Source organism: Stenotrophomonas sp. 63632_Sma (assembly GCF_056482875.1).
Window position 1 is genome coordinate 668,500 of the sequence record NZ_CM151220.1, and the last position, 21,789, is coordinate 690,288.

Consider the following 21,789-nt stretch of genomic DNA (forward strand, 5'->3'; position numbering starts at 1 on the left):
AGCGGCAAGAGGCCACCCCGCTTAACAGCGAGGGTGGCGGACGGTGCGTGGTTCCAATACCGGTGGTTAACGTCGTCAAATGCCGGCGGGCGCGAGGCCCCCACGCACCGCCCGCCATAGATGCACGGACAGATTGCCTGCCGACGCCACCCAACAAGGAAAGAGCGACGCCGGCAGGCAAGCGTAAACGACATTAACCAAACGGGATTGGAAGCCCGTGCCACCTGTTGTCGGTGGCGCTACGTGATTTGCATGAAGCGCCCACGCTGCCAATGAGAATTGTTGGAAACTTCGAAAGTGTTGGAATTTCTTGGCTGGCAGGCGGCACAGGGAGTTGCCTGCCGAATGCGACATTCCCTGCAGAGTCGAGCCATGCTCGACTCTGCAACTGCGTCGGGCTATGACCGGACCTGAACGATGTCCTTGCCTGTCGCGATCGTCCATTGAATGACTGCGGCAGCGGTGGTGATGCTGTCGGATCGTTCTCCACCCGTTGCCTGCATGTTCCCTCCCGAACGTTCCCACAATGCGGCCATCGATGGCCTGCGCGCATTGGCGGTGCTGGCCGTCGTCGTCTTCCACACCAACGCGACGTGGCTGCCCGGGGGCTTCACCGGGGTAGACCTGTTCTTCGTGGTGTCCGGCTTCGTGATCAGCCAGTCGCTGGCCTTGCGCACCCACGCGTCGCTGGGCGCGATGCTGCTCGACTTCTACCGGCGCCGCGTGCTGCGTCTGTTGCCGGCGCTGCTGGTGATGCTGATGGCGACCTTCGTGCTGTCGGCACTGTTCATCCCCCGCGCGTGGCGCAATGAGCAGTTCGACCAGACCGGTTGGGCCGCGCTGGTCGGCTTCAGCAACATCGTGCTGGCCGGCCAGCAGGACGACTATTTCTCACCCGGTGCTGAACTCAATCCGTTCCTGCATACATGGACGCTGGGCGTGGAAGAGCAGTTCTACCTGGTCTTCCCGTTGCTGTTCTTCGTGTGGCTGCGCGGGCGTGAGCACTGGCCGTGGTCGCGCTGGTTGCTGCCGGTGCTCACCCTGCTGTCCATGGCATGGGCAGGCTGGCAGGCGCAGACGGCACCGGCGGCAGCGTTCTATCTGCTGCCTGCGCGGTTCTGGGAGCTGGCCGCGGGCGCGCTGCTCTACCAGTGGATGCATGCGCGCACGCCGGGCAAGAACGGTGATGCGGTTGCAGTGATCGGTCTGGTGCTGCTGGGTGCAGGCGTGGTGACCGCACCGCAGCTGGCGATGCCGGTTCCGGGCGTGCTGGCCACCGTGGCCGGTACGTTGATGCTGTTGGCGAGCGTGTCGGCACCGGGTACATCGCGCATTTCGCGCGCGCTGGGCTGCGCACCGTTGGCCCACCTGGGCCGGCTGTCCTATTCGCTGTACCTGTGGCATTGGCCACTGCTGGTGCTGCTGCGCTGGACGTATGGCCTGCATGGCGTCGCGCTGTGGCTGTATCCGGCGCTGCTGCTGGCGGTCTCCGCCGTGTCGTATCACTTCATCGAGCGTCCACTGCGGAATGCGGCACCACTGCTGCGCCTGGCGCCGGCCAAGGTGCTGGCGATGGCGCTGCCGCTGGTGGCGCTCTGTGGTGCGGGTGCCTGGGCCGCCGTGGAGTACCACGAGCAGGTCTCGCTGAGCGTCACCCGCAACAGCTATGCATGGCAGGCGCGCCGCTACCCGGCCTGGCGCCCGCTGGAGCCGGTGAGTGCGCCGGCGCTTGAAGGGCGGCGCCTGTTCGTGGCTGGCGATTCGCACGCGGCGGCGTATCGCACCATGACCAGCATGGTCGCGCGGCAGACCGGCATGGAGGTGCACCAGCAGGATCGCGGCGGCTGCAGCTTCGTCAATCTGCTGCGGGCCAGCCCGGCCGACTGCCAGGACTTCATTGAGGACGCGCTGTCGACCATCGAGAGCGAGGCACGTCCTGGTGACATCGTGCTGCTTGCGGCATTGCGCATGCCGGAGCTGCGCGGATTCGACTGGCAACAGCAGGATGCGCAGCAGGTCTATCGTCAATTGCTTGCCGAGCGTACCCCGACCGATGCGCAGGCCGCGCGCGATGAGGCTGATCATGTTCTTGGGCGTTTGCAGACGCTGGGCGTACACGTGGTGATCGACGCACCGCTACCGCTGTTCAAGGCCGGTGCGTACCGCTGTTCGGACTGGTTCAACCGCCACAACCCGGCATGCGCGGGAGGTCTGAGCATGCCGCGCGCTGACCTGGACAGGCTGCGCGCACCGCAGATGGCGCTGCTGGCCGAGCTGGCAGCACGCTATCCATCGCTGACGGTGTGGGACCCGCTGCCGTTGCTGTGCGGGCCAGACACCTGTTCGGCGGTGGAAGACGGTGAACCCCTGTTCTTCGACAATGACCATCTGAGCGGGCACGGTAATCGCGTGCTGTTGCCCAGCTTCCGCCAGACCCTTATCGACAGCGTAGGCAGCGCGCCCCGGTAGCGCCGGGCATGCCCGGCGGCGTTCACACCGGCGGCAGCACCTTGCCCGGGTTGAGAATGCCGTCCGGGTCCAGCGCGGCCTTGATCGCGCGCATCGTCGCCAGCGTTTCCGGGGTAAAGGCCTGCGCCATGAAATCGCGCTTGGCCAGGCCAATGCCGTGTTCGCCCGACAGGGTGCCACCCAGCGCCAGCGTCAGCGCGAAGATCTTTGGCAGCGCGGCATGTGCGCGCGCGTTCTCGTCGGCATCGTCCGGGTGATACAGGATGTTGACGTGTAGGTTGCCGTTGCCGGCATGGCCGAAGGTGACGATGGTCAGCGTGTAGTCGCGCGCCAGTGCCTGCACGCCCGCCACCAGCTCCGGAATGCGCGATACCGGCACCACCACGTCTTCATTGATCTTGCCCGGCGCAACGCTGCGCAGCGCAGGCGACAACGCCTTGCGTGCGGCCCACAGCTGGTCGCGCGCGCGTCCTTCCATCGCCACATCCAGTTCGATCATGCCATCGCCTTCAGCGGCGCTGGCCAGGGCCTGCAGCAGATAGGGCAGGGTGTCGTGGTCACCATCGGCTTCCACCAGCAGCATTGCACCGGCCTCCGGCACGTCGGCACCGTTCAGCCGCAGCAGCTCGAGGCTACGTGCGTCCATGAACTCCAGGCGGGTGGGTACTACCGGCTGCGACATCAATCGCGATACCGCGGCTGCGGCGGCATCGGCATCGCGGTACAGCACGCGCAGCCCGGCCTGGCTGACCGGCAGCGGGGTCAGTTTCAGCGTGGCTTCCACGATCAATGCCAGCGTGCCTTCGCTGCCTACCAGCAGATGGGTGAGGTCGTAGCCGGTGGCGTCCTTGGTGTAGGCGCCGCCGCAGCGGATGACGTCGCCGGTGCCGGTCACCGCCACCAGACCCAGCACGTTGTCGCGGCTGGTGCCGTACTTCACCGCGCGCGGGCCGCCGGCGTTGCAGGCGAGGTTGCCACCGATGCTGCAGATCTCGGCGCTGGAAGGGTCCGGTGCCCAGAACAGGCCATGCGGCGCCAGTGCCTGCTGCAGGGTACCGTTGAGCACGCCCGGCTGCACCACCGCGCAACGGTCACCGGCGCGGATCTCGACGATGCGGTCCATGCGGGTGAACGACAGCACGATACTGCCGGGCAGCGGCACCGCCGCGCCGGTGGTGCCGGTACCAGCGCCACGTGCGACCAAGGCCACGCCATGCGCACGGCAGGCCCGCACCAAAGCCTGCACCTGTTCGATGTCGGCTGGCAGCGCCACCGCCGCCGGGCGCTGGTGGCGCCACGAGTTGTCCTGCGCGTTCGCCTCCAGCGCGCTGTCATCCATGCGCCAGCCCTCCGCGCCCAGCAGGGTGGACAGTTCGGCAACCAGGGCAGCAGGCAGGGCAGGACTCATGACGGATCTCGTGGGGCAACGGGAGCGGGTTGGATCAGTTTCCAGGCAACAACGGCGGTAGCCAGTGGCAGCCACACCCAGCGCAGTTCAGAGAGCAGGGTGGCCACGCCGCGTGCGCTGAAGAACTGCGGCGCGAACGGAGAAACGCGGATGGGTCGCCACGGCGCGAAGAAGCGCTGCTCGCTCCATGGCCAGGCAAGGGCGACGCCGAGGCCGCCGGAGGTCATCGCATCCAGCAGCGGGTGGCTGGCGGCGCAGACGAAGACGAACACCGCCGCTTGTAGGGTCGATGCCACCGTTGGCCCTGCCTTGGTAGGTGTCAACCTTGGTTGGCACGAAACCGCCGACCAAGGTCGGCGACTACCAAAGAACGCCAACACCGCGGCCAATGCCGCCAGCACGCCGGCAAACAGCAACGAATGGCTGGCACCGCGATGGCCGAAGGCATCGGCATAGGGAATGTGCAGTGCAAAGGCCAATACGTCCGCATCGGGCAGCATCGCAGCGATCACACCGGCCGCCAGCAGGCGCGGAGGGATGCGGCCACGGTCAGCGGCGCACCAGAGCGCCAACGGCACAGCGGCATGGGTGATGATCGAAGGCATCAGTCACGCACCGTGGTCGTGCCGGCCAGGCTGCGCTCTGGTAGGTGCCAACCTTGGTTGGCACAGAAGCGCCGACCAAAGTCGGCCTCTACCAGAGCGGACGGTAACCATCAGCAGTCATCCAGCCGGAACGCATCACGCAGCCACCGCAGCTGCGGCGGTTCACCACTGGCTTCAACCACATCGAAACGGCAGGGCGCATTGGCCAGTGCCGGGTTGTCCTGCAGGTACAGCTGCGCGGCATGCGCCAGGCGCCGGCATTTGCGCGCATCCACCGAAGCGGCGCCGCCACCGAAATCGGAGCGCGCGCGATAGCGCACTTCCACGAACACCACGGTGCCGGCGTCGTCCATCACCAGGTCCAGTTCACCGACGCGATAGCGCACGTTGCGCGCACGCGGCTGCAGTCCGGCCTGTTGCAGATGCAGCTCGGCGGCGGCTTCCACCGCCGAGCCACGTTGGCTGCGCTCAGCGACCACCGACGATCGGCATCGGCCGGCCACCATTGAAGGTGGACCATGCCGGCTGGCGCAGGATGTTGCCGTTGCTGTCCAGGAACAGGGTGCCGGTGGCACCGTCCAGGCCGCCTTCGTTGGACAGCTTGTCCAGGTAGGCGGTGATCTTCCATGCATCGGCACCGAAGGCGAACAGACGGCCAGCGGCGCCGCGAGCGCTGGGCAGCGCGCTGGCCACCTGGCTGGCCGACGGCAGGCCGGACACGCTGCGCACATTCCAGGCTTCGTTCGGGTAGACGATGCCGTCCAGCGCCACGTCTTCTTCCACCTTGCCGCTGCCGACGGTCAGCTGCGAGGTGCCGACGCGGGTCGCGCCACCGGCACCGGCCAACGCCAGCTGCGGCGCCAGCAACCGGGCCTGCGGGGCGCGCACGGCGAGGAACACGGCATCGACCTGACCGGCATTGCGCACCTGCGCGCCGACATCGCCGACGGCTTCGCTGACATTGACCGTGGCCACCACCTGGCCGCCGCGCTGTGCGAAGCGCTGGGCAAAGGCGGCGGCGGAACGGCGGCCGGTGTCGTCGTTGCTGCTGATCACCAGCGCGCGGTTGCGCTCGCGGCCACGCAGGTACTCGGCGGCGACGATGCCGTCGTCTTCCGGTGCCAGCGAGAAACCAGCGCTGCCGGCCGGCGGTGCATCCTTGCCGCGGTTCAGGGCCAGCACCGGTACCTGCAGCTGCTGGCGGCCGTACACGGCGTCCACTTCGTCGCGGCCCAGCGGGCCGACCACGAAGTCGGCACCGGAGGCGACGGCCTTGTCGTAGGCGGCGAGGGCACCGGCCGGGGTGCCGGCGGTGTCGAAGAAGTTGATGTCCGGGCGGCGGCGGCTTTCACCGTAGTAGGCGCTCAACAGGCCATCGCGAACCGGCTGCGCGGCGGTGGCCAGGCGGCCGCTGAGCGGCAGCAGCACGGCCAGCTTGGCCGGCGGCCGGTAACCGTCGCTCATCGCCGGCGGCCGCTTGCTGGTGTCGAACTGAGCCGCGCCATCGCGGTCGAACGGGCGCGGCAGCGGCAGGCCGCGGGCGATCAACGCGCGACCGGCGAAGTTGTACAGCGGGTCGTTGGCCGGCAGGGCGGCGGCACGGCTGCGCAAAGTGGCGTCGTCGAGGGTGCCGAGCAGGCCGGCGATGGCGGCCTGGTTCTCGCTGCGCGCACTGCCGGTCAGGCTGGCATGGGCGCGTGCACGTTCGGTGGCGGCGCCGAAGGCATCGCCGGTGCCCTGCAGGGCCTGGGCGCGGGCCAGCAGCCAGCGGGTGCGCAGGCCGACCGCAACACTGTCGGCATGATCCTTCAGCAGGGCCAGGGCCTGCGCCGGCTGCTTGTCGGCCAGTGCCAGCTCGGCGCCGGTCAGCTGGTAGCGCTGCAGGCTGGCGCCGGACAGCTGGCGCGCGGTGAGCTGGCCCAGCAGGCTGCGCGCGCGCGCACTGTCACCGGCCAGGTGCCAGGCCCAGGCCGCGTCGGCCAGTGCGTTGCTGCGGGCACCGCCGCGCAGGGTGGCGGCCAGGGCTTCCAGCTGCAGCGCGGCGTCGCGCGGCTTGCCCTGTTCGATCAGCGCCAGCGCCTGGCTCTGGGCCGGCGAATCGGGCGTGCTGGTCAGGCTGGTGGTGGCGCAACCGGCCAGCAGCATCAGCGACAGCGACAGGGCGGAGATCCGTGCGGCGGGCTTGTTCATGATCGGGTCCATGCGATGAGGGCAGCGGCCTTGGCCGGGTACACGCTACGATTCTACCCTTGCCCCGTGAGTACCGCTGAAATGAGTGTGCCAACCCTGTACGTCGTCGCCACCCCGATCGGCAACCTGGCCGATCTGAGCCCGCGCGCGCAGGAGGTGCTGCGGTCGGTGGCGGCCATCTGTGCTGAAGACACCCGCCGCAGTGGCCAGCTGCTGTCCCATTTCGGCATCCAGCAGCCGTTGGTGGCCCTGCACGAACACAATGAAGAGGCCCTGGCCCAGCGCCTGGTATCGCGCCTGCAGGCCGGTGAATCGCTGGCGCTGGTCAGTGATGCCGGCACCCCGCTGGTCAGTGACCCCGGTTTCCGCCTGGTGCGTGCTGCGCGCGCGGCCGGCATCAAGGTCAGCCCGATTCCCGGTGCCTGTGCCGCCATCGCTGCGCTGAGCGTGGCCGGCCTGCCCAGCGACCGTTTCAGTTTTGAGGGTTTCCTGCCGGCCAAGGCCAGTGGCCGCCGCGACCGCCTGCAGGCGCTGGCCGGTGAAGTACGCACCATGGTGTTCTACGAATCCTCGCACCGCATCGCCGAATCGCTGGCCGACATGGCGGCGATCTTCGGCGGTGAGCGCCCGGCGGTGCTTGCCCGCGAGCTGACCAAGCTGTTCGAGACCGTGCTCGATGGTGACCTGGCCGGCCTGCTGGCGAAGGTGGAAGCCGACGAGAACCAGCGCAAGGGCGAGTTCGTGGTGATGGTGCAGGGCGCGGGTGATGACGAAGAAGCGCAACTGGCGCATGGCCGTCGCGTCTACGCCAAGCTGAGCGAGCATCTGCCGCCGTCGACCGCGGCCAAGCTGGCTGCCGAGCTGACCGGCGCACCGCGCAAGGCGTTGTACGGCAGTTGATGGATCGTGCGGACCAAGGTCCGCACCCACCAGAGCAGCGGAATCGGTAGATCCACGCCATGCGTGGATGAACGGGCCGCGCCGGGGTCTGCACCCACCCGGGCGGACCGATAGCGCCAGGCCTTGCGACGTCAGGACTGTACGGGTGTGTCGAGGGTGTCCAGATAGTTGGCAATCTCGGCAATCACCGAAGAGAGGTCCGGCGCGATCAGGCGATTCCTGCGCAGGAAGGCGCGCCACTGGGTCTGCTTCTGGGTATCTGCGGCGAATGACTGAGTCAGTCCGTAGGGCAGGGGCGTTGGCGCCGGGGTCCTTCGTCGATCAAACGTCGCGCCAATGGCCGCAACAAGGTGCGGGCGATCCATGGCGTCTTCGCGGATCAGTGCCAGCAAGTCGAAGAAGTCCTTCATCCTGCTGTTAGCGATGCCCAGTGCCGCTATAGCCTCGAGCTTTTCGGCAAACACGGTTTCGCGTGGATAGACGCGCAGGCAGGCTGGAGGGAATCCCTCCAGAATCACCGGATAGGTGATTTCCGGCGGCGGGGTGATCACCGCGTCGCCAAACCCGACGTCCCACTGCACATGGCAGCGTGCGCGGCCCAGATGTGCGATCAGGCGCATGCGCAGCCCCTCGTACGTGGCTTCTTCACGTATGGCCTCGATGACGATGCTGCCTGGATCGAAGCGCAGGCCGTCGTCCCCGGGCATTCCACAGAGCGAAAGTGCGATATGTAGCAGGCGATCGGGCTCAGCGCTGCCGGATCCCAGGAAATCGGCATCCCGTGTAGGGCGGTGCGGCGCGTCGAACCACACTGCGAACAGCATGGCACCCTTCAGCAGGAACTGGTCGCGGTATCGAGAAGCGGAGAGCCGGTAGAGCAGGCGCTCAACGGCGAACCTGTCCAGCACGAACTGAAAGTCCTCACCCCGCTTGCGTGCGAGATCGAGCAGCCGTTGCCGGATGGAAGCAACGCGGTGGGGAGGTGTTAGAGAGGGGATCAAGCCAGGGCATCGAGGTACGGTCTCATCAGTCTGGCAACGCGGCAGATCCGCGCATACTCCATCAACGCATCCGGCGTGGTTGCACGGCTGTGAAGCGCGTCACGCAGGGCTTCAAGTGCGACATCAAGCCCTACGAGATTGCGGAACTTGAAGCAATCGACGACGGTTTTGGCAGCGTTGCTGACGTATATGAGACGTCCGCCTACGCGACGTTCTTCCAGCCCCGCATTGAGGGTCGTTGCCGACATGCGGACCACACGGAGGGGCGGCCAGTCGATCCGCGGAACGCGGTCGCTGTTGCCGATGGAGACCCAGCGTTCGAATGGTGCTTGGGTGGTCAGGCCATGCAGGCGCAGGGCACTCAGCAGGCATAGACGGGGGTGTGGCAGGCGTTCTGCAATGATCCGCAGTCCATCATCGGTGTCGTCGCTCTTTCTTTCCGCCAACGCGTAGACGCCACGGGACAACCGGATCAGTGCGCCTGCCTCGACCAGGCGGGTCAGTTGGGCGCGGGCGATCCCGGCAGTCACCAGTTCGCGGGCGCGCAGGGTGCCTGCGCGTCGCAATAGCTTTCGTGCCTTGGCCTCGGCGTTTCCCATGACGGCATTGTTCCATAATGTCGGGTGTTTTGAATATCGACTGACAAAAAGGAACATCGTTGGCTGCGGCGAGTGACGAGTGAATGGTGCGGACCAAGGTCCGCACCCACCAGAGCGGAATCCGCACCCACCAGAGCCGCGCGGGTTTCGCCGGCCCTGTCCAGTGAATCGGTAGATCCACGCCATGCGTGGATGGCTGAACCTGACGCCGCGATCAGCACGGCAGGAAGGGCGTGCGTAGGCTAGAATGTGCACTGGCGGAGCCGGCCAGACAGTCGCGTCATCCCTTCGGGGGTGCCGAGGAAAGTCCGGGCTCCATAGGGCAAGGTGCCAGGTAACGCCTGGGCGGCGCAAGCCGACGGAAAGTGCAACAGAAAGATACCGCCTACGTCTTCTTCGGAAGGCCGGTAAGGGTGAAATGGTGCGGTAAGAGCGCACCGCGAGTCTGGCAACAGACCGGCACGGCAAACCCCACCTGGAGCAAGACCAAATAGGGATCCTTTGGCGCGGCCCGCGTTGGATCCGGGTAGGTTGCTTGAGCGTTGCGGTGACGTAACGCCTAGAGGAATGACTGTCCACGACAGAACCCGGCTTATCGGCCGGCTCCGCCTCCTTCTTCCATATGCGTGAACCGCGCATCGGTAGTGCCGGCCGCTGGTCGGCAGCGTCACGATGCCTGCAGGGCGGACAGAGTGCCGGCCAGCGGCCGGCACTACCTCGACGCCGCGTGTTCCTCAACCCGGCGTGCGGTACTGCCCGGCGGAGATGAACTGCGAGAAGCGCTCGCACCACACCACGACCGTGGTGTAGTCGTCCACGTTGACGTCATCGGGTACATCGACCAGGAAGCGGTTGAAGGTCTTCACTTCACCGATGCGTTTCGCCTGTGCCTTGATCTTCAGGAAGTCGGCCTTGTTGTCGACGAAGTCGCGGACCAGGTACACCTTGTAATCCGGGCCCGGCCCCATCTTGCCGTCGAAGGCGACCTGGCGCGGGCTGACGCTGACTTTGCCTTCCGCCCAATGCACTGCATCGCTGCCCTTGAGGTCGCGGCGAAAGGTGGTGCGGTAGGGGGCATCAGTCATGGCGGCCTGCACCTGTGCGACCGGCGGGTCATCGGGGGCAATCAGGATCGGCAGGAAGTACACGCCCAGGCCGAAGCCAAGGCCGAGGGTGAGCAGGTGGGTGACGATCAGGATGAGGATGCGGCGCATGGGGCCTCCATGGGGGTTGCGGTCGATCGCGCGGCGGGGTGCCGGGCGCCACCACCCTGGGAGGTCAGGGGCGACATTTATAGACACAGTGCCGATTGCGAAAAGGGCACAGTGGGCGGACTGCGACGCCGGAGCCCCTGTGGCGTGGGCGGATCGCGGTCGCGGTTGGAAGCTGAATGACGTTTCGAGCCCGTTGCGATGACGACTGCCGTCGCGTGGATCGCGACAACGCGATGCCCGGTAGTGCCGGCCGCCGGCGGCAGCTTCATGGCGCATCCAAAGATCCAGAGGTTGCCGGCCAGCGGCCGGCACTACCCTGCTGGAAAGGAATTCCCGCCAGCGGCCGGCACGACCCGGTCAGAAAATGACGTGACTCTGTCCGTTGGCTGCGCCCTGTGGGCCAAAGCGGCGCTCGTGGATCTGGCCGTGGCCATCGGCGTCGATCAGCAGCACGGTGCTGGCGCGGGTGCCGTAGTCGTCGCCGCGGATGAAGGCGGGGCTCAGCCAGCGCTCGCGTTCCAGGCCGATGCCGGTGTCGGGCAGGTCGCTGTCGGCGGGGCGATGTTCGTCGGCCAGGGCGGCCCAGAGCGGGGTCAGGTCCGGGGTCAGATCCTTTTCGCTTTGCGAAAGGGATCTGACCCGGTCTTCCTGCAGCCAGGCTTCAAGAGCCGCCATCAGCCGCCGGGTCTTCGGCCAGGGCGCGTCCAGCGCACCGTTGGACATGCCATGCACGCCCGGGCCCAGGCTCTGCCGCTCGGCGGGGTGGTTGCCCAGGAACTCCAGGCTGTGGCCGTCGGCCAGCAACAGGTTGAACGGCGCGTAGGCGCCGGCCACCGTTGCCAGTCGGTCGATATGCACGGCGGCCGGGTCGCGGCCGCGCAGGAAGTCGGCCACCAGCGCGCCCCGTGAAGGACCGGTCTGGGAGGCCAGCGGATCACGCACATTGGTGACCACCGCCATCCGGCCTGCGGCACCGACGCCCGCCCAGCCGCCGCCGGAGCGCAGGTCGCGCCCCCCGATGACGGAGGTCTCATCTTGCCAGGGGGCCAGCGCCGCCGTCGGGCGGGCGTGGAACTCATCACGGTTGCCGGTCATCACCAGCCGCCAGCGCGGGTGGTGCATCCAGCCAAGAGCGAGCAGGCACATGGCCTCATTGTGCACGGTTTGCGCAGTCTGGCGCCGCTTCCAGCCCGTTTTGGATGAATGCGCGGCCGATGTTTCACGCGCTGTCCACAGCCCTGAACTTCCGTTCAATCTCAAAAATTGAGACGGATCAGCAACTTGTGGATAAGCCTTGAACAATTCTCTAAAGGTTGTTGCAAGCCATTGATGTGGCTGGCGATTTCCCCGCTGAAAAGTTGTTGACAACCCTTCGGCCGCTGCTAAGGTGGGCATCAGAGGGAAATCCGGGTGTTTTGTGGGTTTTCGTGGTTCAATGTTTCACCGGGCGAAGGATAGGTGCACGCGTCGTGTTCCAGGGCGAGACGGCCATCACAGTTGACGATAAAGGGCGCATGGCGGTTCCCACCGCTTACCGCGACCTCGTCGCGCGCGCCAGCAACAACCGTCTCGTGCTGACCTACAACCCGTTCGAAGCCGGCTGCCTGTGGCTGTATGCAGAGTCGGAATGGGAGCGGGTCCGCGACGACGTGATGTCCAAGCCCAACACCCAGCGCGTCGTGCGCCTGTTGCAGCAGAAGCTGGTCGGCTCGGCCGCCCATCTTGAGCTGGACGGCAACGGTCGCATCAGCATCCCCGCCAGCCACCGCGGTGCGGTGGGCATTGAGAAGAAGGCGGTATTGCTCGGTATGGGCGACAAGTTCGAATTGTGGAGCGAGCAGGCGCATCGGGCCCTGATCCAGCAGACATTGTCTGACGAGGATCTGGGTGATGGGTTGCTCGACCTGAAGTTGTGAGCCGGGGTGCCCGGATGCGCCCAGAAGCGCAGGCCGGTCACCTTCCGGTGTCGCAGTCGCCGGCGGTGCACCTGCCGGTCCTGTACACCCAGGTCCTTGAAGGCCTGAGGGTGATCGAAAACGGACGTTATCTGGATGGCACGTTCGGTCGTGGCGGTCATGCACGTGGCGTGCTCACCCAGCTCGGTCCCGAGGGGCGCCTGCTGGTCATGGACAAGGATCCGGAAGCCATCGCCGTAGCCGAGCGCGATTTCGCGCCGGACCCGCGCGTGTCCATCTTCCGTGGCAGCTTCGCCCAGCTGCTGCAGTGGGATGCGACGGCTGAAGGCCTGGACGGCGTGCTGTTCGACCTGGGCGTGTCGTCGCCGCAGCTGGACGTGGCCGAACGTGGCTTCAGCTTCGGCAAGGACGGCCCGCTGGACATGCGCATGGACCCGGACAGCGGTGAAAGTGCAGCGCAGTGGATCAACCGCGTTGAAGAACGCGAGATTGCCGACGTGCTGTGGACCTACGGCGAAGAGCGCCAGAGCCGCCGTATCGCGCGCGCCATCGTGGCCCGCCGCGAGAAGCAGCCGTTCTCCCGTACCGCCGAGCTGGCCGAGTTGATCGCCTCGGTGATGCCACGTGGCAAGGACAAGATCCATCCGGCCACGCGCAGCTTCCAGGCGATCCGCATCCACATCAACCGCGAACTGGCCGATCTGGAAGCCGGCCTCGATGCGGCGGTGGAGCGGCTCAAGCCCGGCGGTCGTCTGGCGATCATCAGCTTCCACTCGCTGGAAGACCGCATCGTCAAGCAGTACATGAACCGCCTGGCCAAGGCGCCGCCGGCCAACCGCCGCCTGCCCGAGGCGGAGGTGTTCGTGCCGACCCTGGATCTGATCGGTGGCGCCATCAAGGCCACCGACGAAGAACTGGCGGCCAACCCGCGTGCCCGCAGCGCCGTGCTGCGCGTGGCCCAGAAGCGGGAGGCTGATGCATGAGCCGGCTGCTGCTGATCATCCTGTTGGCCTCGACCGTGGCCTCGGCGATCGGCGTCGTGTTCGTGCGTCACCGTCACCGGCAGACGTTCATCGAGCTGTCGCGCGCTGAGCGCAAGCGCGATGACATCAATCTGGAATTCGGCCGCCTGCAGCTGGAACAGGCCACCCTGGCCGAAGCCAACCGTGTGGATCGCATCGCCCGCGAGAAGCTCGGCATGAAGTTCCCCGAGGCCGCCGACATCGTGGTGGTGCGCCCATGAGCAAGACCGGCCGCAACCGCCCCCGCAACGCCTTCAACCTGCGCCAGCGCCTGCGTTGGGTTGCCCTGGCGCTCGGCCTGTGCTCGGTGTCGCTGGTCGGCCGCGCGGCCTACGTGCAGATCATCAACAGCGACTTCTACCAGCGCCAGGGCGAGGCCCGCTACCTGCGCGAGCTGCCGATCAAGACCTCGCGCGGCATGATCACCGACCGCAACGGCGAGCCGCTGGCGGTGTCGACCCCGGTCGCTTCGATCTGGGTCAACCCGCAGGACCTGCTGCGTTCGCCTGAGCGGATTCCCGAGCTGGCCCAGGCGGTCGGCATGTCGGTGGATGAACTGAGCAGCCGCCTGTCGCAGAAGTCGGACAAGGAATTCATGTACCTGCGCCGCCGGATCAATCCGGACGAGGCAGAGAAGGTGGTCGCGCTGAAGATTCCAGGCGTGGCCGCGCAGCGCGAGTTCCGCCGCTTCTACCCGCAGGGTGAGGCGATGGCGCACGTGCTGGGCTTCACCAACATCGACGACCGCGGCCAGGAAGGCCTGGAGCTGGCGTTCGACGAATGGCTGCGCGGCAAGGCCGGTGCCAAGCGGGTGATCCGCAACCGCAAGGGCGAGACCGTCGAGAGCGATCTGCTGCGCGCCGCCGAACCGGGCAAGGACCTGACCCTCAGCATCGACCGCCGCATCCAGTACCTGGCGTTCAAGGAACTGCGCAATGCGCTGGTGGCCAACAAGGCGGCCGGCGGTTCGATGGTGATCATGGACGTGACCACCGGCGAGATCCTGGCCATGGTCAACCTGCCGACCTACAACCCGAATTCGGTGGGTGGTGCGGCTCCTGATACCCGCCGTAACCGTGCGGTGACCGACCTGGTCGAGCCGGGTTCGACGATGAAGCCGCTGACCATCGCCACCGCATTGCAGGCAGGTGCGGTGACCAAGGACACCGTCATCGACACCAATCCGGGCTACATGCAGGTGGCGCGCTTCACCATCCGCGACGTGCCGCGCAACAACGGCGTATTGAACGTGACCGGTGTGATCACCCGCAGTTCCAACATCGGCGCGGCCAAGGTCGCGGCGAAGATGCCGGACCAGGTGTTCTATGACGGCGTGCGCCGCTTCGGCTATGGCTCGGTGCCGCACAGCGGCTTCCCGGGTGAATCCGGTGGTGTGGTGCGGCGCCCGGCCAACTGGGACGGTGCCACCAAGACCACCATGTCCTACGGCTACGGCCTGAATGTGACCCCGCTGCAGATCGCCACCGCCTATTCGGCGCTGGCCAATGGCGGCAAATTGATCGCGCCGACCTTTGTCAAAGGCCAGCGCAACGAAGCGCATCAGATCATCGATGAGAGCGTCGCCAGGCAGGTGGTGGCGATGATGGAAACGGTTGTTACCCAGGGCGGCGCCAAGCAGGCGGCGGTGCTGGGTTACCGCGTGGCCGGCAAGACCGGTACCGCGCGCAAGACCGGCCCGGGTGGTTACGAGCGCGGCCATTACAACGCGCTGTTCGCCGGCGTGGTGCCGGCCACCAATCCGCGCTTCGCCACTGTCATCGTCATCAACGATCCGCAGGCCGGCAAGTTCTATGGCGGCCTGGTGTCGGCGCCGGTCTACCACAACGTGATGGAAGGCACCCTGCGCCTGATGGACGTGCCGCTGGACGACCTGCAGTCGTGGCTGGCCGCACAGCAGTCCGGCAAGGTCGGCCATTCGGCCTCGATCCTGCCCGCGCCGCCGGCCGAGGCCGCGCTGCCGGTGGATGCCGCCGCTGAATTCGATGCTGCGCTGCCCAGCGCGCAAGCCCAGACGCCGCCCGCTACGGGAGGCACGCAATGAGTCCTTCGATGTTGCTTTCGCAGTTGCTTCCGGATGTGGCCCTGGCGGGCCACGATCCCGTTCTGACCGGCCTGGTGCTGGACAGCCGCGCCGTGCGCCCCGGCAATGCCTTCGTCGCCATCGCCGGTTTCGGCGCGCATGGCCTGGGCTTTGTCGAGCAGGCCCGTGCGGCGGGCGCCGGTGTCATCCTGTTCGAACCGCCGGCACCTGCCGAGCTGCCGGCACCGGGCGATGCGATCGCTGTGCCGGGCCTGCGCGCGCGCATGGGTGCGATGGCCGACCAGTTCCATGGCGCACCGTCGCGGGCGATGGCGATGGTGGGCGTGACCGGCACCAACGGCAAGACCTCCACCGTGCAGCTGCTGGCCCAGGCCTGGCACCTGCTCGGAACGCCCAGTGGCAGTATCGGCACGTTGGGCGCCGGACTTTACGGTGCAGTTGAGCCGACCGGCTTCACTACGCCGCTGGTGCTGCAGATGCATGCGTTGCTGGCGCAGCTGCGTGATGCCGGTGCGCGCGCGGTGGCGATGGAAGTCAGCTCGCATGCGCTGGACCAGGGCCGCGTGGATGCGGTGCACTACGACGTGGCGGTATTCACCAACCTCACCCGCGATCATCTGGACTACCACGGCGACATGGCCAGCTACGGCGCGGCCAAGGCGCGGCTGTTCCATCGTCCGGGCCTGAAGGCCGCGGTGATCAATCTTGACGACGCGTTCGGTCGCCAGCTGTTCGCCGGCCTGCCGGCCGGTGTGCAGCCGATCGGCCTGAGCTCGCGCGGTGCCACCGATGCCAGCGTGCGCGCCGAGGCGCTGCAGCTGGATGGCCGTGGCATTGCCTTCGAACTGGTCATCGACGGCCAGCGCGCGGCGGTGCAGTCGCCGCTGCTGGGCCGCTTCAACGTGGACAACCTGCTGGCCGTGGCCGGCACCCTGCACGCGCAGGGTCAGCCGCTGCCGCGCATTGCCGAGGTGTTGTCGGCGCTGCAGCCGATCCGTGGCCGCATGAACCGCCTGGGCGGCGAAGACGGCCTGCCGACCGTGGTGGTCGATTACGCACATACCCCGGACGCACTGGAACAGGCGCTGGACAGCCTGCACGGCCACCTGCAGGGCACGCTGTTCTGCGTGTTCGGCTGCGGTGGCGAGCGTGATACCGGCAAGCGCCCGCAGATGGCCGCGATCGCCGAGCGCTTGGCCAACCAGGTCATCGTCACCGACGACAATCCGCGTGGCGAGGATGGCGACGTGATCGTGGCCGACATCCTGGCCGGCTTCCAGAACGCCGATGCCGTGACCGTGCAGCGCAGCCGCGCGCGTGCGATCGGCCTGGCGGTGAAGCGTGCCGGTGCCGGCGACATCATCCTGATCGCTGGCAAGGGCCACGAGCCGTACCAGGAAGTGAATGGCGTGCGCCATGACTTCGACGACACCGAAGTGGCCGCCGCTGCGTTGGCCGCCAAGGCCGGTGTGCTCAGCGCGCAGGCCGGGGAGGGCATCGCATGAAGCGCACTCTGCTTTCGCTGATCGCACACTGGGCCGGCGGCGAGATCCACGGCGACGACGTGGCCATCGATGCGGTCAGCAATGACACCCGCAGCCTCGGCCCGGGCAGCCTGTATGTGGCGCTGCGCGGTGAGCGTTTCGATGGCCATGACTTTGCCGCCGACGCGCAGGCGCGCGGTGCCAGCGCGCTGCTGGTCGAGCGCCTGCTGCCGATCGAACTGCCGCAGGTGCTGGTGGCCGACTGCGAGCTGGCGCTGGCGAAGATCGCCACCGGCATGCAGCGCGACCGCGATACCGAGGTGTTCGCGATCACCGGCAGCAACGGCAAGACCAGCGTGAAGAGCCTGCTGCTGGCAATCCTGCAGCAGGTGGCCCGTCATGCGCACAAGGTGGTCTACGCCAACCCGGGCAACCGCAACAACGAGATCGGCCTGCCGCTGGCAGTGATCGATGCCCCGGAAGATGCCGACTACGCTGTCTACGAGATGGGCGCGGGCAAGCCGGGTGACATCGCCTACCTGACCGACATCGCCCGCCCGCGCTATGCGCTGGTCAACAACATCGCCCCGGCGCACCTGGAACGGATGGGCAGCCTGCTCGGCGTGGCAGTGACCAAGGGCGCGATCTATGCCGCGCTGCCGGCCGATGGCGTGGCCGTGATCAACGTCGACGATGCCTACGGCCGCTGGTTCGAACAGCACTTCGTCGGCACCCCGCCGCGCAGCCGTGTGTTGCGCTATGGCCTGGAGCACACCGCGGACATCACCGCGCGCGACATCCGCGCCGGCGCGCAGGGCAGCCAGTTCACCCTGGTCGCACCGGGCGGCGAAGCCCGCGTGGTGCTGGGCCTGCCGGGTCGCCACAACGTCAGCAATGCGCTGGCCGCTGCCAGCCTGGCGCTGGCCGCCGGTATCGAGCTGGCGCTGGTCGCAGCCGGCCTGGCCGATGCGCAGCCGGTGCCGGGCCGCCAGATCGCCCATCAGCTGCGCAACGGCGCGGTGCTGGTGGACGACAGCTACAACGCCAACCCCGGTTCGCTGGCCGCGGCCATCGACGCCCTTGCCGCCGCGCCGGAAGAGGGTTGGCTGGTGCTGGGCGACATGCGTGAGCTGGGTCCGGACGCCGAAGCGCTGCACGCGCAGGCAGGGCTCCGCGCGCGCGCTGCTGGCCTCAAGCGCCTGTACGCGCTGGGCCCGCTCAGCGCCGCTGCCGCCACCGCCTTCGGTGAAGGCGGCCGTCATTTCGCCACCCATGACGCGCTGTCGCAGGCGCTGAAGGACGAGCTGCACGCCGGCGTGCGCTGCCTGGTCAAGGGTTCCCGTGGCAGCGCCATGGACACGATTGTCAAAGCGCTGCTGGCGCAAGGAGAGGAATCCCCGCATGTTGTATGAACTGGCTCGATGGTTGCAGCAGTTGGAGAGCCTGTTCGGGCTGTTCAACTACCAGACGTTCCGCGCCATCCTTGCCGCGTTGACGGCCCTGTTCCTGTCGCTGTGGCTCGGCCCGGCGATGATCCGCAAGCTTGCCCAGTTCAAGGGCGGCCAGCCGATCCGCAAGGACGGTCCGCAGACCCATTTCTCCAAGGCCGGTACGCCGACCATGGGCGGTTCGCTGATCCTGCTCACCATCACCCTGTCGGTGCTGATGTGGGCCGACCTGCGCAACCGCTACGTGTGGCTGGTGCTGGCGGTGATGCTGTGCTTCGGCGCCATCGGCTGGTATGACGACTGGATCAAGATCGTCCGCCGCGACCCGAACGGCCTGAAGTCGCGCTGGAAGTACCTGCTGCAGTCGATCTTCGGCCTGGCCGCGGGCCTGTTCCTGTTCTACACGGCCGACGTGCCGGCAGCGCTGACCTTCTACATCCCGATGTTCAAGTCGATCGCGCTGCCGCTGGCCGGCATCGGATTCGTGGCCATCGCCTACTTCTGGATCGTCGGCTTCTCCAACGCGGTGAACCTGACCGACGGCCTGGACGGCCTGGCGATCATGCCGACCGTGCTGGTGGCCTGCGCACTGGGCGTGTTCGCCTACGCCTCGGGCAACGTGGTGTTCGCCAACTACCTGCAGATCCCGCAGATCCCGGGCGCCGGCGAGCTGGTCATCATCTGCGCGGCCATCGCCGGTGCGGGCCTGGGGTTCCTGTGGTTCAACACCTATCCGGCCATGGTGTTCATGGGCGACATCGGCGCGCTGGCGCTGGGTGCGGTGCTGGGTACGATCGCAGTGATCACCCGTCAGGAGCTGGTGCTGGTGATCATGGGCGGCGTGTTCGTCATCGAAACGCTGTCGGTGATGATCCAGGTCGCCTCGTTCAAGCTGACCGGCAAGCGCGTGTTCCGCATGGCGCCGATCCACCACCACTTCGAACTGAAGGGCTGGCCGGAGCCGCGCGTGATCGTGCGCTTCTGGATCATCTCGGTCGTGCTCGTGCTGATCGGCCTGGCCACGTTGAAGGTGCGCTGAGATGAACGACCTGTCCCGCCAGGCAACACGCCTTGAGGCCATCGAAGGCAGCTACGACAAGTGGCTGCTGGGCGCGATCATCGCGCTCACGGGCATCGGCGTGGTGATGGTGGCGTCCAGCTCGATCGCTCTGATGAGCAGCCCGTTCTACTACCTCAACCGCCACCTGATCTTCCTGGCGGTGGGTATCGTGCTGGCGGTCGTTGCCGCCCGCACTGAACTGAAGTCCATCGAGCAGTACAACCAGATGCTGCTGCTGGGCTGCTTCGTGCTGCTGCTGGCGGTGTTCGCACCGGGCCTGGGCAGCACGGTCAACGGCGCACGCCGCTGGATCAATCTGGGCATCTCCAAGTTCCAGACGGTGGAAGCGGTGAAGGTGCTCTATATCGTCTGGCTGTCCAGCTACCTGGTGCGCTTCCGCGACGAGGTCAACGCGACCTGGCCGGCGATGCTCAAGCCTCTGGGCGTGGCCGGTGCGCTGGTGCTGTTGCTGCTGCTGCAGCCGGACTTCGGTTCCTCGACCCTGCTGCTGGCGATCACCGCCGGCATGCTGGTGCTGGGCGGTGTGAACATGCCGCGCATGTCGATGCCGGTGATCATCGGCCTGGTCGGCATGAGCGCGCTGGCGATCATCGAACCGTACCGCATGCGCCGCATCACCTCCTTCCTCGACCCGTGGGCCGACCAGCAGGGCGACGGCTACCAGCTGTCCAACGCGCTGATGGCCGTGGGCCGCGGCGAGTGGACCGGCGTTGGCCTGGGCAACTCGGTGCAGAAGCTGTACTACCTGCCGGAAGCACATACCGACTTCATCTTCTCGGTCACCGCGGAGGAGTTCGGCTTCCTCGGCACCTGCGTGATCGTGGCCCTGTACGCGCTGCTGGTCGGCCGCACGTTCTGGCTGGGCATGCGCTGCGTGGAAATGAAGCGCCACTTCTCCGGCTACATCGCTTTCGGCATCGGCCTGTGGATCAGCATGCAGACCTTCGTTTCGATCGGCGTGAATCTGGGCATCCTGCCGACCAAGGGCCTGACCCTGCCGCTGATCTCCTCCGGCGGTTCGTCGGTGCTGATGACCTGCGTGGCGATGGGCCTGCTGTTGCGCGTCTCCTATGAACTCAAGCGCGCCGAGCGTCGCCAGGCCGTGCGCATCGGCGGTGGCGACGAGGCCGTGGCCGATGCACCCGTGGACGCGCCGGCCGCACCGGCTGCGGTCAGCGTGCCGATGAGCGCCGAGCCGACGGCTGCCGCTGCAGCGAACGCCGCACGCGGTACCAGCCGCCTGCAGTCGCGCATCGAACCGACCTTTGGGAGGCTGTCATGAGCGCAGCCACCGATAACGTGCGCCCGGTGATGATCCTGGCCGGTGGCACCGGCGGTCACATCTTCCCCGGTCTGGCCGTGGCCCGCGTGCTGCGCGCCCGCGGCGTACCGGTCACCTGGATGGGCGCCGATGGTGCGATGGAAACCCGCCTGGTGCCGCAGCACGACATTCCGATCGACACGCTGGCCATCACCGGCCTGCGCGGCAAAGGCAAGCTGGCCCTGCTGGGCGCGCCGTGGCGGCTGATGCGCGCGCTGCGCGCGGCCGGCATGATCATCCGCAAGCGCCAGCCGCGTGCGGTGGTCGCCTTCGGTGGCTTTGCCTCCGGTCCGGGCGGCATGGCCACGCGCCTGCATGGGCTGCCGTTGATCGTGCATGAGCAGAACCGTGCGCCGGGCCTGACCAACCGCATCCTGTCGCGTTATGCGCGCCGCCTGTTGACCGGTTTCCCGGGCACCTTCGCCGAGCGCGAGGAGTTCATCGGCAACCCGGTGCGTGCCGAAATCGCCGCCATCGCACCGCCGGAACAGCGCTTCGCCGACCGCCAGGGTCCGCTGCGCGTGCTGGTGGTCGGTGGCAGCCAGGGCGCGCGTGCGCTCAACACCGGCGTGCCGCAGGCCATCGCTGCGCTGGGTGCCACGGTGCCGGTGCAGGTACGCCACCAGAGTGGCGAAAAAATGCATGCCGAAGCGGTCGAGGCATATGCCAAGGCCGGTGTGCAGGCTGAAATCACGCCGTTCATCGCCGACATGGCCGAGGCCTTCGCCTGGGCCGATCTGGTGGTGTGCCGTGCCGGCGCTTCCACTCTGGCCGAGCTGTGCGCGGTGGGTGTCGGCAGCGTGCTGGTGCCATTCCCCGCCGCCGTCGACGATCACCAGACCCGCAACGCGGAGTACCTGGTCGAGCGCGGCGCGGCGGTTTTGCTGAAGCAGGACGGAACGCTGGCTGACGGCATTGCCGCACTGCTGCGCGATCTGTCCGAAAATCCCGCCCGCCGCATGCAGATGGCGCAAGCCGCGCGTGCCCTGGCCAAGGTCGATGCCGCCGAGCGCATCGCCGATATCATTCTTGAGGAAGCCGTATGAAGAAGGCATGCCACCGCGCCTGC

The 21,789-nt window shown here is 67.2% G+C and carries 19 protein-coding genes and 1 other RNA gene; 12 read left to right on the forward strand and 8 right to left on the reverse strand.

Annotated features, from left to right (window positions below):
* The first annotated feature begins 447 nt into the window (after window positions 1–447).
* The gene (locus tag ACZK45_RS02990; protein ID WP_478445437.1) at window positions 448–2,469 is read left to right on the forward strand and encodes an acyltransferase family protein; all 2,022 of its coding nucleotides are present in this window, start codon (window positions 448–450) and stop codon (window positions 2,467–2,469) included.
* Between the two features lie 22 nt (window positions 2,470–2,491).
* Here ACZK45_RS02990 and ACZK45_RS02995 read toward each other — a convergent pair whose 3' ends face one another.
* The 4 genes from ACZK45_RS02995 to ACZK45_RS03010 form a co-directional block, all read right to left on the reverse strand.
* Window positions 2,492–3,877, reverse strand: coding sequence for an FAD-binding oxidoreductase (locus tag ACZK45_RS02995; RefSeq protein ID WP_125895334.1), 1,386 nt, complete (start codon window positions 3,875–3,877; stop codon window positions 2,492–2,494).
* A complete protein-coding gene (locus tag ACZK45_RS03000; protein WP_125895335.1) occupies window positions 3,874–4,482 on the reverse strand; it encodes a metal-dependent hydrolase in 609 nt (202 codons plus the stop codon). The genes ACZK45_RS02995 and ACZK45_RS03000 overlap by 4 nt, the downstream gene beginning before the upstream one ends.
* A gap of 110 nt (window positions 4,483–4,592) precedes the next feature.
* A complete protein-coding gene (locus ACZK45_RS03005) occupies window positions 4,593–4,961 on the reverse strand; it encodes a YraN family protein (RefSeq protein ID WP_478445438.1) in 369 nt (122 codons plus the stop codon).
* On the reverse strand, window positions 4,951–6,672 hold the full coding sequence (locus ACZK45_RS03010) for a penicillin-binding protein activator (RefSeq protein ID WP_125895337.1): 1,722 nt from the start codon (window positions 6,670–6,672) through the stop codon (window positions 4,951–4,953). The genes ACZK45_RS03005 and ACZK45_RS03010 overlap by 11 nt, the downstream gene beginning before the upstream one ends.
* Window positions 6,673–6,753: 81 nt before the next feature.
* On the opposite strand from ACZK45_RS03010, the gene rsmI reads away from it, so the two are divergent.
* Window positions 6,754–7,572, forward strand: a complete 819-nt coding sequence (rsmI, locus tag ACZK45_RS03015) for a 16S rRNA (cytidine(1402)-2'-O)-methyltransferase (RefSeq protein WP_005412235.1) — start codon at window positions 6,754–6,756, stop codon at window positions 7,570–7,572.
* A 131-nt stretch (window positions 7,573–7,703) separates the two neighbouring features.
* Here the strand turns inward: rsmI and ACZK45_RS03020 are convergent, their stop codons facing one another.
* Together ACZK45_RS03020 and ACZK45_RS03025 are read right to left on the reverse strand one after the other, a co-directional pair.
* A complete protein-coding gene (locus tag ACZK45_RS03020; protein WP_219631009.1) occupies window positions 7,704–8,573 on the reverse strand; it encodes a nucleotidyl transferase AbiEii/AbiGii toxin family protein in 870 nt (289 codons plus the stop codon).
* Window positions 8,570–9,229 carry a type IV toxin-antitoxin system AbiEi family antitoxin domain-containing protein gene (locus ACZK45_RS03025; RefSeq protein ID WP_180838387.1) on the reverse strand — a complete coding sequence of 220 codons (660 nt, stop codon included), beginning with the start codon at window positions 9,227–9,229 and terminating at the stop codon, window positions 8,570–8,572. Before ACZK45_RS03025 ends, ACZK45_RS03020 begins: the two co-directional genes overlap by 4 nt.
* Window positions 9,230–9,431: 202 nt before the next feature.
* Between ACZK45_RS03025 and rnpB the strand changes: the two genes are divergently transcribed.
* An RNA gene (gene rnpB / locus ACZK45_RS03030) (RNase P RNA component class A) lies at window positions 9,432–9,783 on the forward strand.
* 123 nt (window positions 9,784–9,906) lie between these two features.
* Here the strand turns inward: rnpB and ACZK45_RS03035 are convergent.
* Both ACZK45_RS03035 and ACZK45_RS03040 read right to left on the reverse strand, forming a co-directional pair.
* Window positions 9,907–10,386, reverse strand: coding sequence for a DM13 domain-containing protein (locus tag ACZK45_RS03035; RefSeq protein WP_100467800.1), 480 nt, complete (start codon window positions 10,384–10,386; stop codon window positions 9,907–9,909).
* Window positions 10,387–10,743: 357 nt separating this feature from the next.
* Entirely contained in the window at window positions 10,744–11,532 is a 789-nt protein-coding gene (locus tag ACZK45_RS03040; protein WP_049425018.1) for an NRDE family protein, read from the reverse strand.
* 368 nt (window positions 11,533–11,900) lie between these two features.
* On the opposite strand from ACZK45_RS03040, the gene ACZK45_RS03045 reads away from it, so the two are divergent.
* From ACZK45_RS03045 to murG, 9 genes are read left to right on the forward strand one after another with little or no spacing between them, the layout of a single operon-like run.
* Window positions 11,901–12,302: a division/cell wall cluster transcriptional repressor MraZ gene (locus ACZK45_RS03045; RefSeq protein ID WP_008266948.1), complete on the forward strand. Its 402-nt coding sequence runs from the start codon at window positions 11,901–11,903 to the stop codon at window positions 12,300–12,302.
* A 14-nt stretch (window positions 12,303–12,316) separates the two neighbouring features.
* On the forward strand, window positions 12,317–13,285 hold the full coding sequence (gene rsmH, locus ACZK45_RS03050; protein WP_100434042.1) for a 16S rRNA (cytosine(1402)-N(4))-methyltransferase RsmH: 969 nt from the start codon (window positions 12,317–12,319) through the stop codon (window positions 13,283–13,285).
* Window positions 13,282–13,545 (forward strand): cell division protein FtsL, encoded by a 264-nt coding sequence (gene ftsL, locus ACZK45_RS03055; protein ID WP_005412242.1) that lies wholly within the window; start codon window positions 13,282–13,284, stop codon window positions 13,543–13,545. Before rsmH ends, ftsL begins: the two co-directional genes overlap by 4 nt.
* Entirely contained in the window at window positions 13,542–15,386 is a 1,845-nt protein-coding gene (locus ACZK45_RS03060; protein WP_099590097.1) for a peptidoglycan D,D-transpeptidase FtsI family protein, read from the forward strand. The genes ftsL and ACZK45_RS03060 overlap by 4 nt, the downstream gene beginning before the upstream one ends.
* Complete coding sequence (locus ACZK45_RS03065) at window positions 15,383–16,891, forward strand: UDP-N-acetylmuramoyl-L-alanyl-D-glutamate--2,6-diaminopimelate ligase (protein ID WP_293795216.1); 1,509 nt, start codon at window positions 15,383–15,385, stop codon at window positions 16,889–16,891. The genes ACZK45_RS03060 and ACZK45_RS03065 overlap by 4 nt, the downstream gene beginning before the upstream one ends.
* Complete coding sequence (locus ACZK45_RS03070) at window positions 16,888–18,282, forward strand: UDP-N-acetylmuramoyl-tripeptide--D-alanyl-D-alanine ligase (RefSeq protein ID WP_346486971.1); 1,395 nt, start codon at window positions 16,888–16,890, stop codon at window positions 18,280–18,282. The genes ACZK45_RS03065 and ACZK45_RS03070 overlap by 4 nt, the downstream gene beginning before the upstream one ends.
* Window positions 18,272–19,357: a phospho-N-acetylmuramoyl-pentapeptide-transferase gene (gene mraY, locus ACZK45_RS03075; protein WP_010481929.1), complete on the forward strand. Its 1,086-nt coding sequence runs from the start codon at window positions 18,272–18,274 to the stop codon at window positions 19,355–19,357. The genes ACZK45_RS03070 and mraY overlap by 11 nt, the downstream gene beginning before the upstream one ends.
* 1 nt (window position 19,358) lies before the next feature.
* Complete coding sequence (gene ftsW / locus ACZK45_RS03080; protein WP_121504877.1) at window positions 19,359–20,681, forward strand: putative lipid II flippase FtsW; 1,323 nt, start codon at window positions 19,359–19,361, stop codon at window positions 20,679–20,681.
* Window positions 20,678–21,766 (forward strand): undecaprenyldiphospho-muramoylpentapeptide beta-N-acetylglucosaminyltransferase, encoded by a 1,089-nt coding sequence (gene murG, locus ACZK45_RS03085; protein WP_478445439.1) that lies wholly within the window; start codon window positions 20,678–20,680, stop codon window positions 21,764–21,766. Before ftsW ends, murG begins: the two co-directional genes overlap by 4 nt.
* Window positions 21,767–21,789 lie beyond the last annotated feature (23 nt).

Coding starts and splice junctions, on each gene's coding strand:
- ACZK45_RS02990 (WP_478445437.1), top strand. CDS start 448: ATGACTGCGGCAGCGGTGGTGATGCTGTCGGATCGTTCTCCACCCGTT.
- ACZK45_RS02995 (WP_125895334.1), bottom strand. CDS start 3,877: ATGAGTCCTGCCCTGCCTGCTGCCCTGGTTGCCGAACTGTCCACCCTG.
- ACZK45_RS03000 (WP_125895335.1), bottom strand. CDS start 4,482: ATGCCTTCGATCATCACCCATGCCGCTGTGCCGTTGGCGCTCTGGTGC.
- ACZK45_RS03010 (WP_125895337.1), bottom strand. CDS start 6,672: ATGAACAAGCCCGCCGCACGGATCTCCGCCCTGTCGCTGTCGCTGATG.
- rsmI (WP_005412235.1), top strand. CDS start 6,754: ATGAGTGTGCCAACCCTGTACGTCGTCGCCACCCCGATCGGCAACCTG.
- ACZK45_RS03025 (WP_180838387.1), bottom strand. CDS start 9,229: ATGTTCCTTTTTGTCAGTCGATATTCAAAACACCCGACATTATGGAAC.
- ACZK45_RS03035 (WP_100467800.1), bottom strand. CDS start 10,386: ATGCGCCGCATCCTCATCCTGATCGTCACCCACCTGCTCACCCTCGGC.
- ACZK45_RS03040 (WP_049425018.1), bottom strand. CDS start 11,532: ATGTGCCTGCTCGCTCTTGGCTGGATGCACCACCCGCGCTGGCGGCTG.
- ACZK45_RS03045 (WP_008266948.1), top strand. CDS start 11,901: ATGGCGGTTCCCACCGCTTACCGCGACCTCGTCGCGCGCGCCAGCAAC.
- rsmH (WP_100434042.1), top strand. CDS start 12,317: ATGCGCCCAGAAGCGCAGGCCGGTCACCTTCCGGTGTCGCAGTCGCCG.
- ftsL (WP_005412242.1), top strand. CDS start 13,282: ATGAGCCGGCTGCTGCTGATCATCCTGTTGGCCTCGACCGTGGCCTCG.
- ACZK45_RS03060 (WP_099590097.1), top strand. CDS start 13,542: ATGAGCAAGACCGGCCGCAACCGCCCCCGCAACGCCTTCAACCTGCGC.
- ACZK45_RS03065 (WP_293795216.1), top strand. CDS start 15,383: ATGAGTCCTTCGATGTTGCTTTCGCAGTTGCTTCCGGATGTGGCCCTG.
- ACZK45_RS03070 (WP_346486971.1), top strand. CDS start 16,888: ATGAAGCGCACTCTGCTTTCGCTGATCGCACACTGGGCCGGCGGCGAG.
- mraY (WP_010481929.1), top strand. CDS start 18,272: ATGTTGTATGAACTGGCTCGATGGTTGCAGCAGTTGGAGAGCCTGTTC.
- ftsW (WP_121504877.1), top strand. CDS start 19,359: ATGAACGACCTGTCCCGCCAGGCAACACGCCTTGAGGCCATCGAAGGC.
- murG (WP_478445439.1), top strand. CDS start 20,678: ATGAGCGCAGCCACCGATAACGTGCGCCCGGTGATGATCCTGGCCGGT.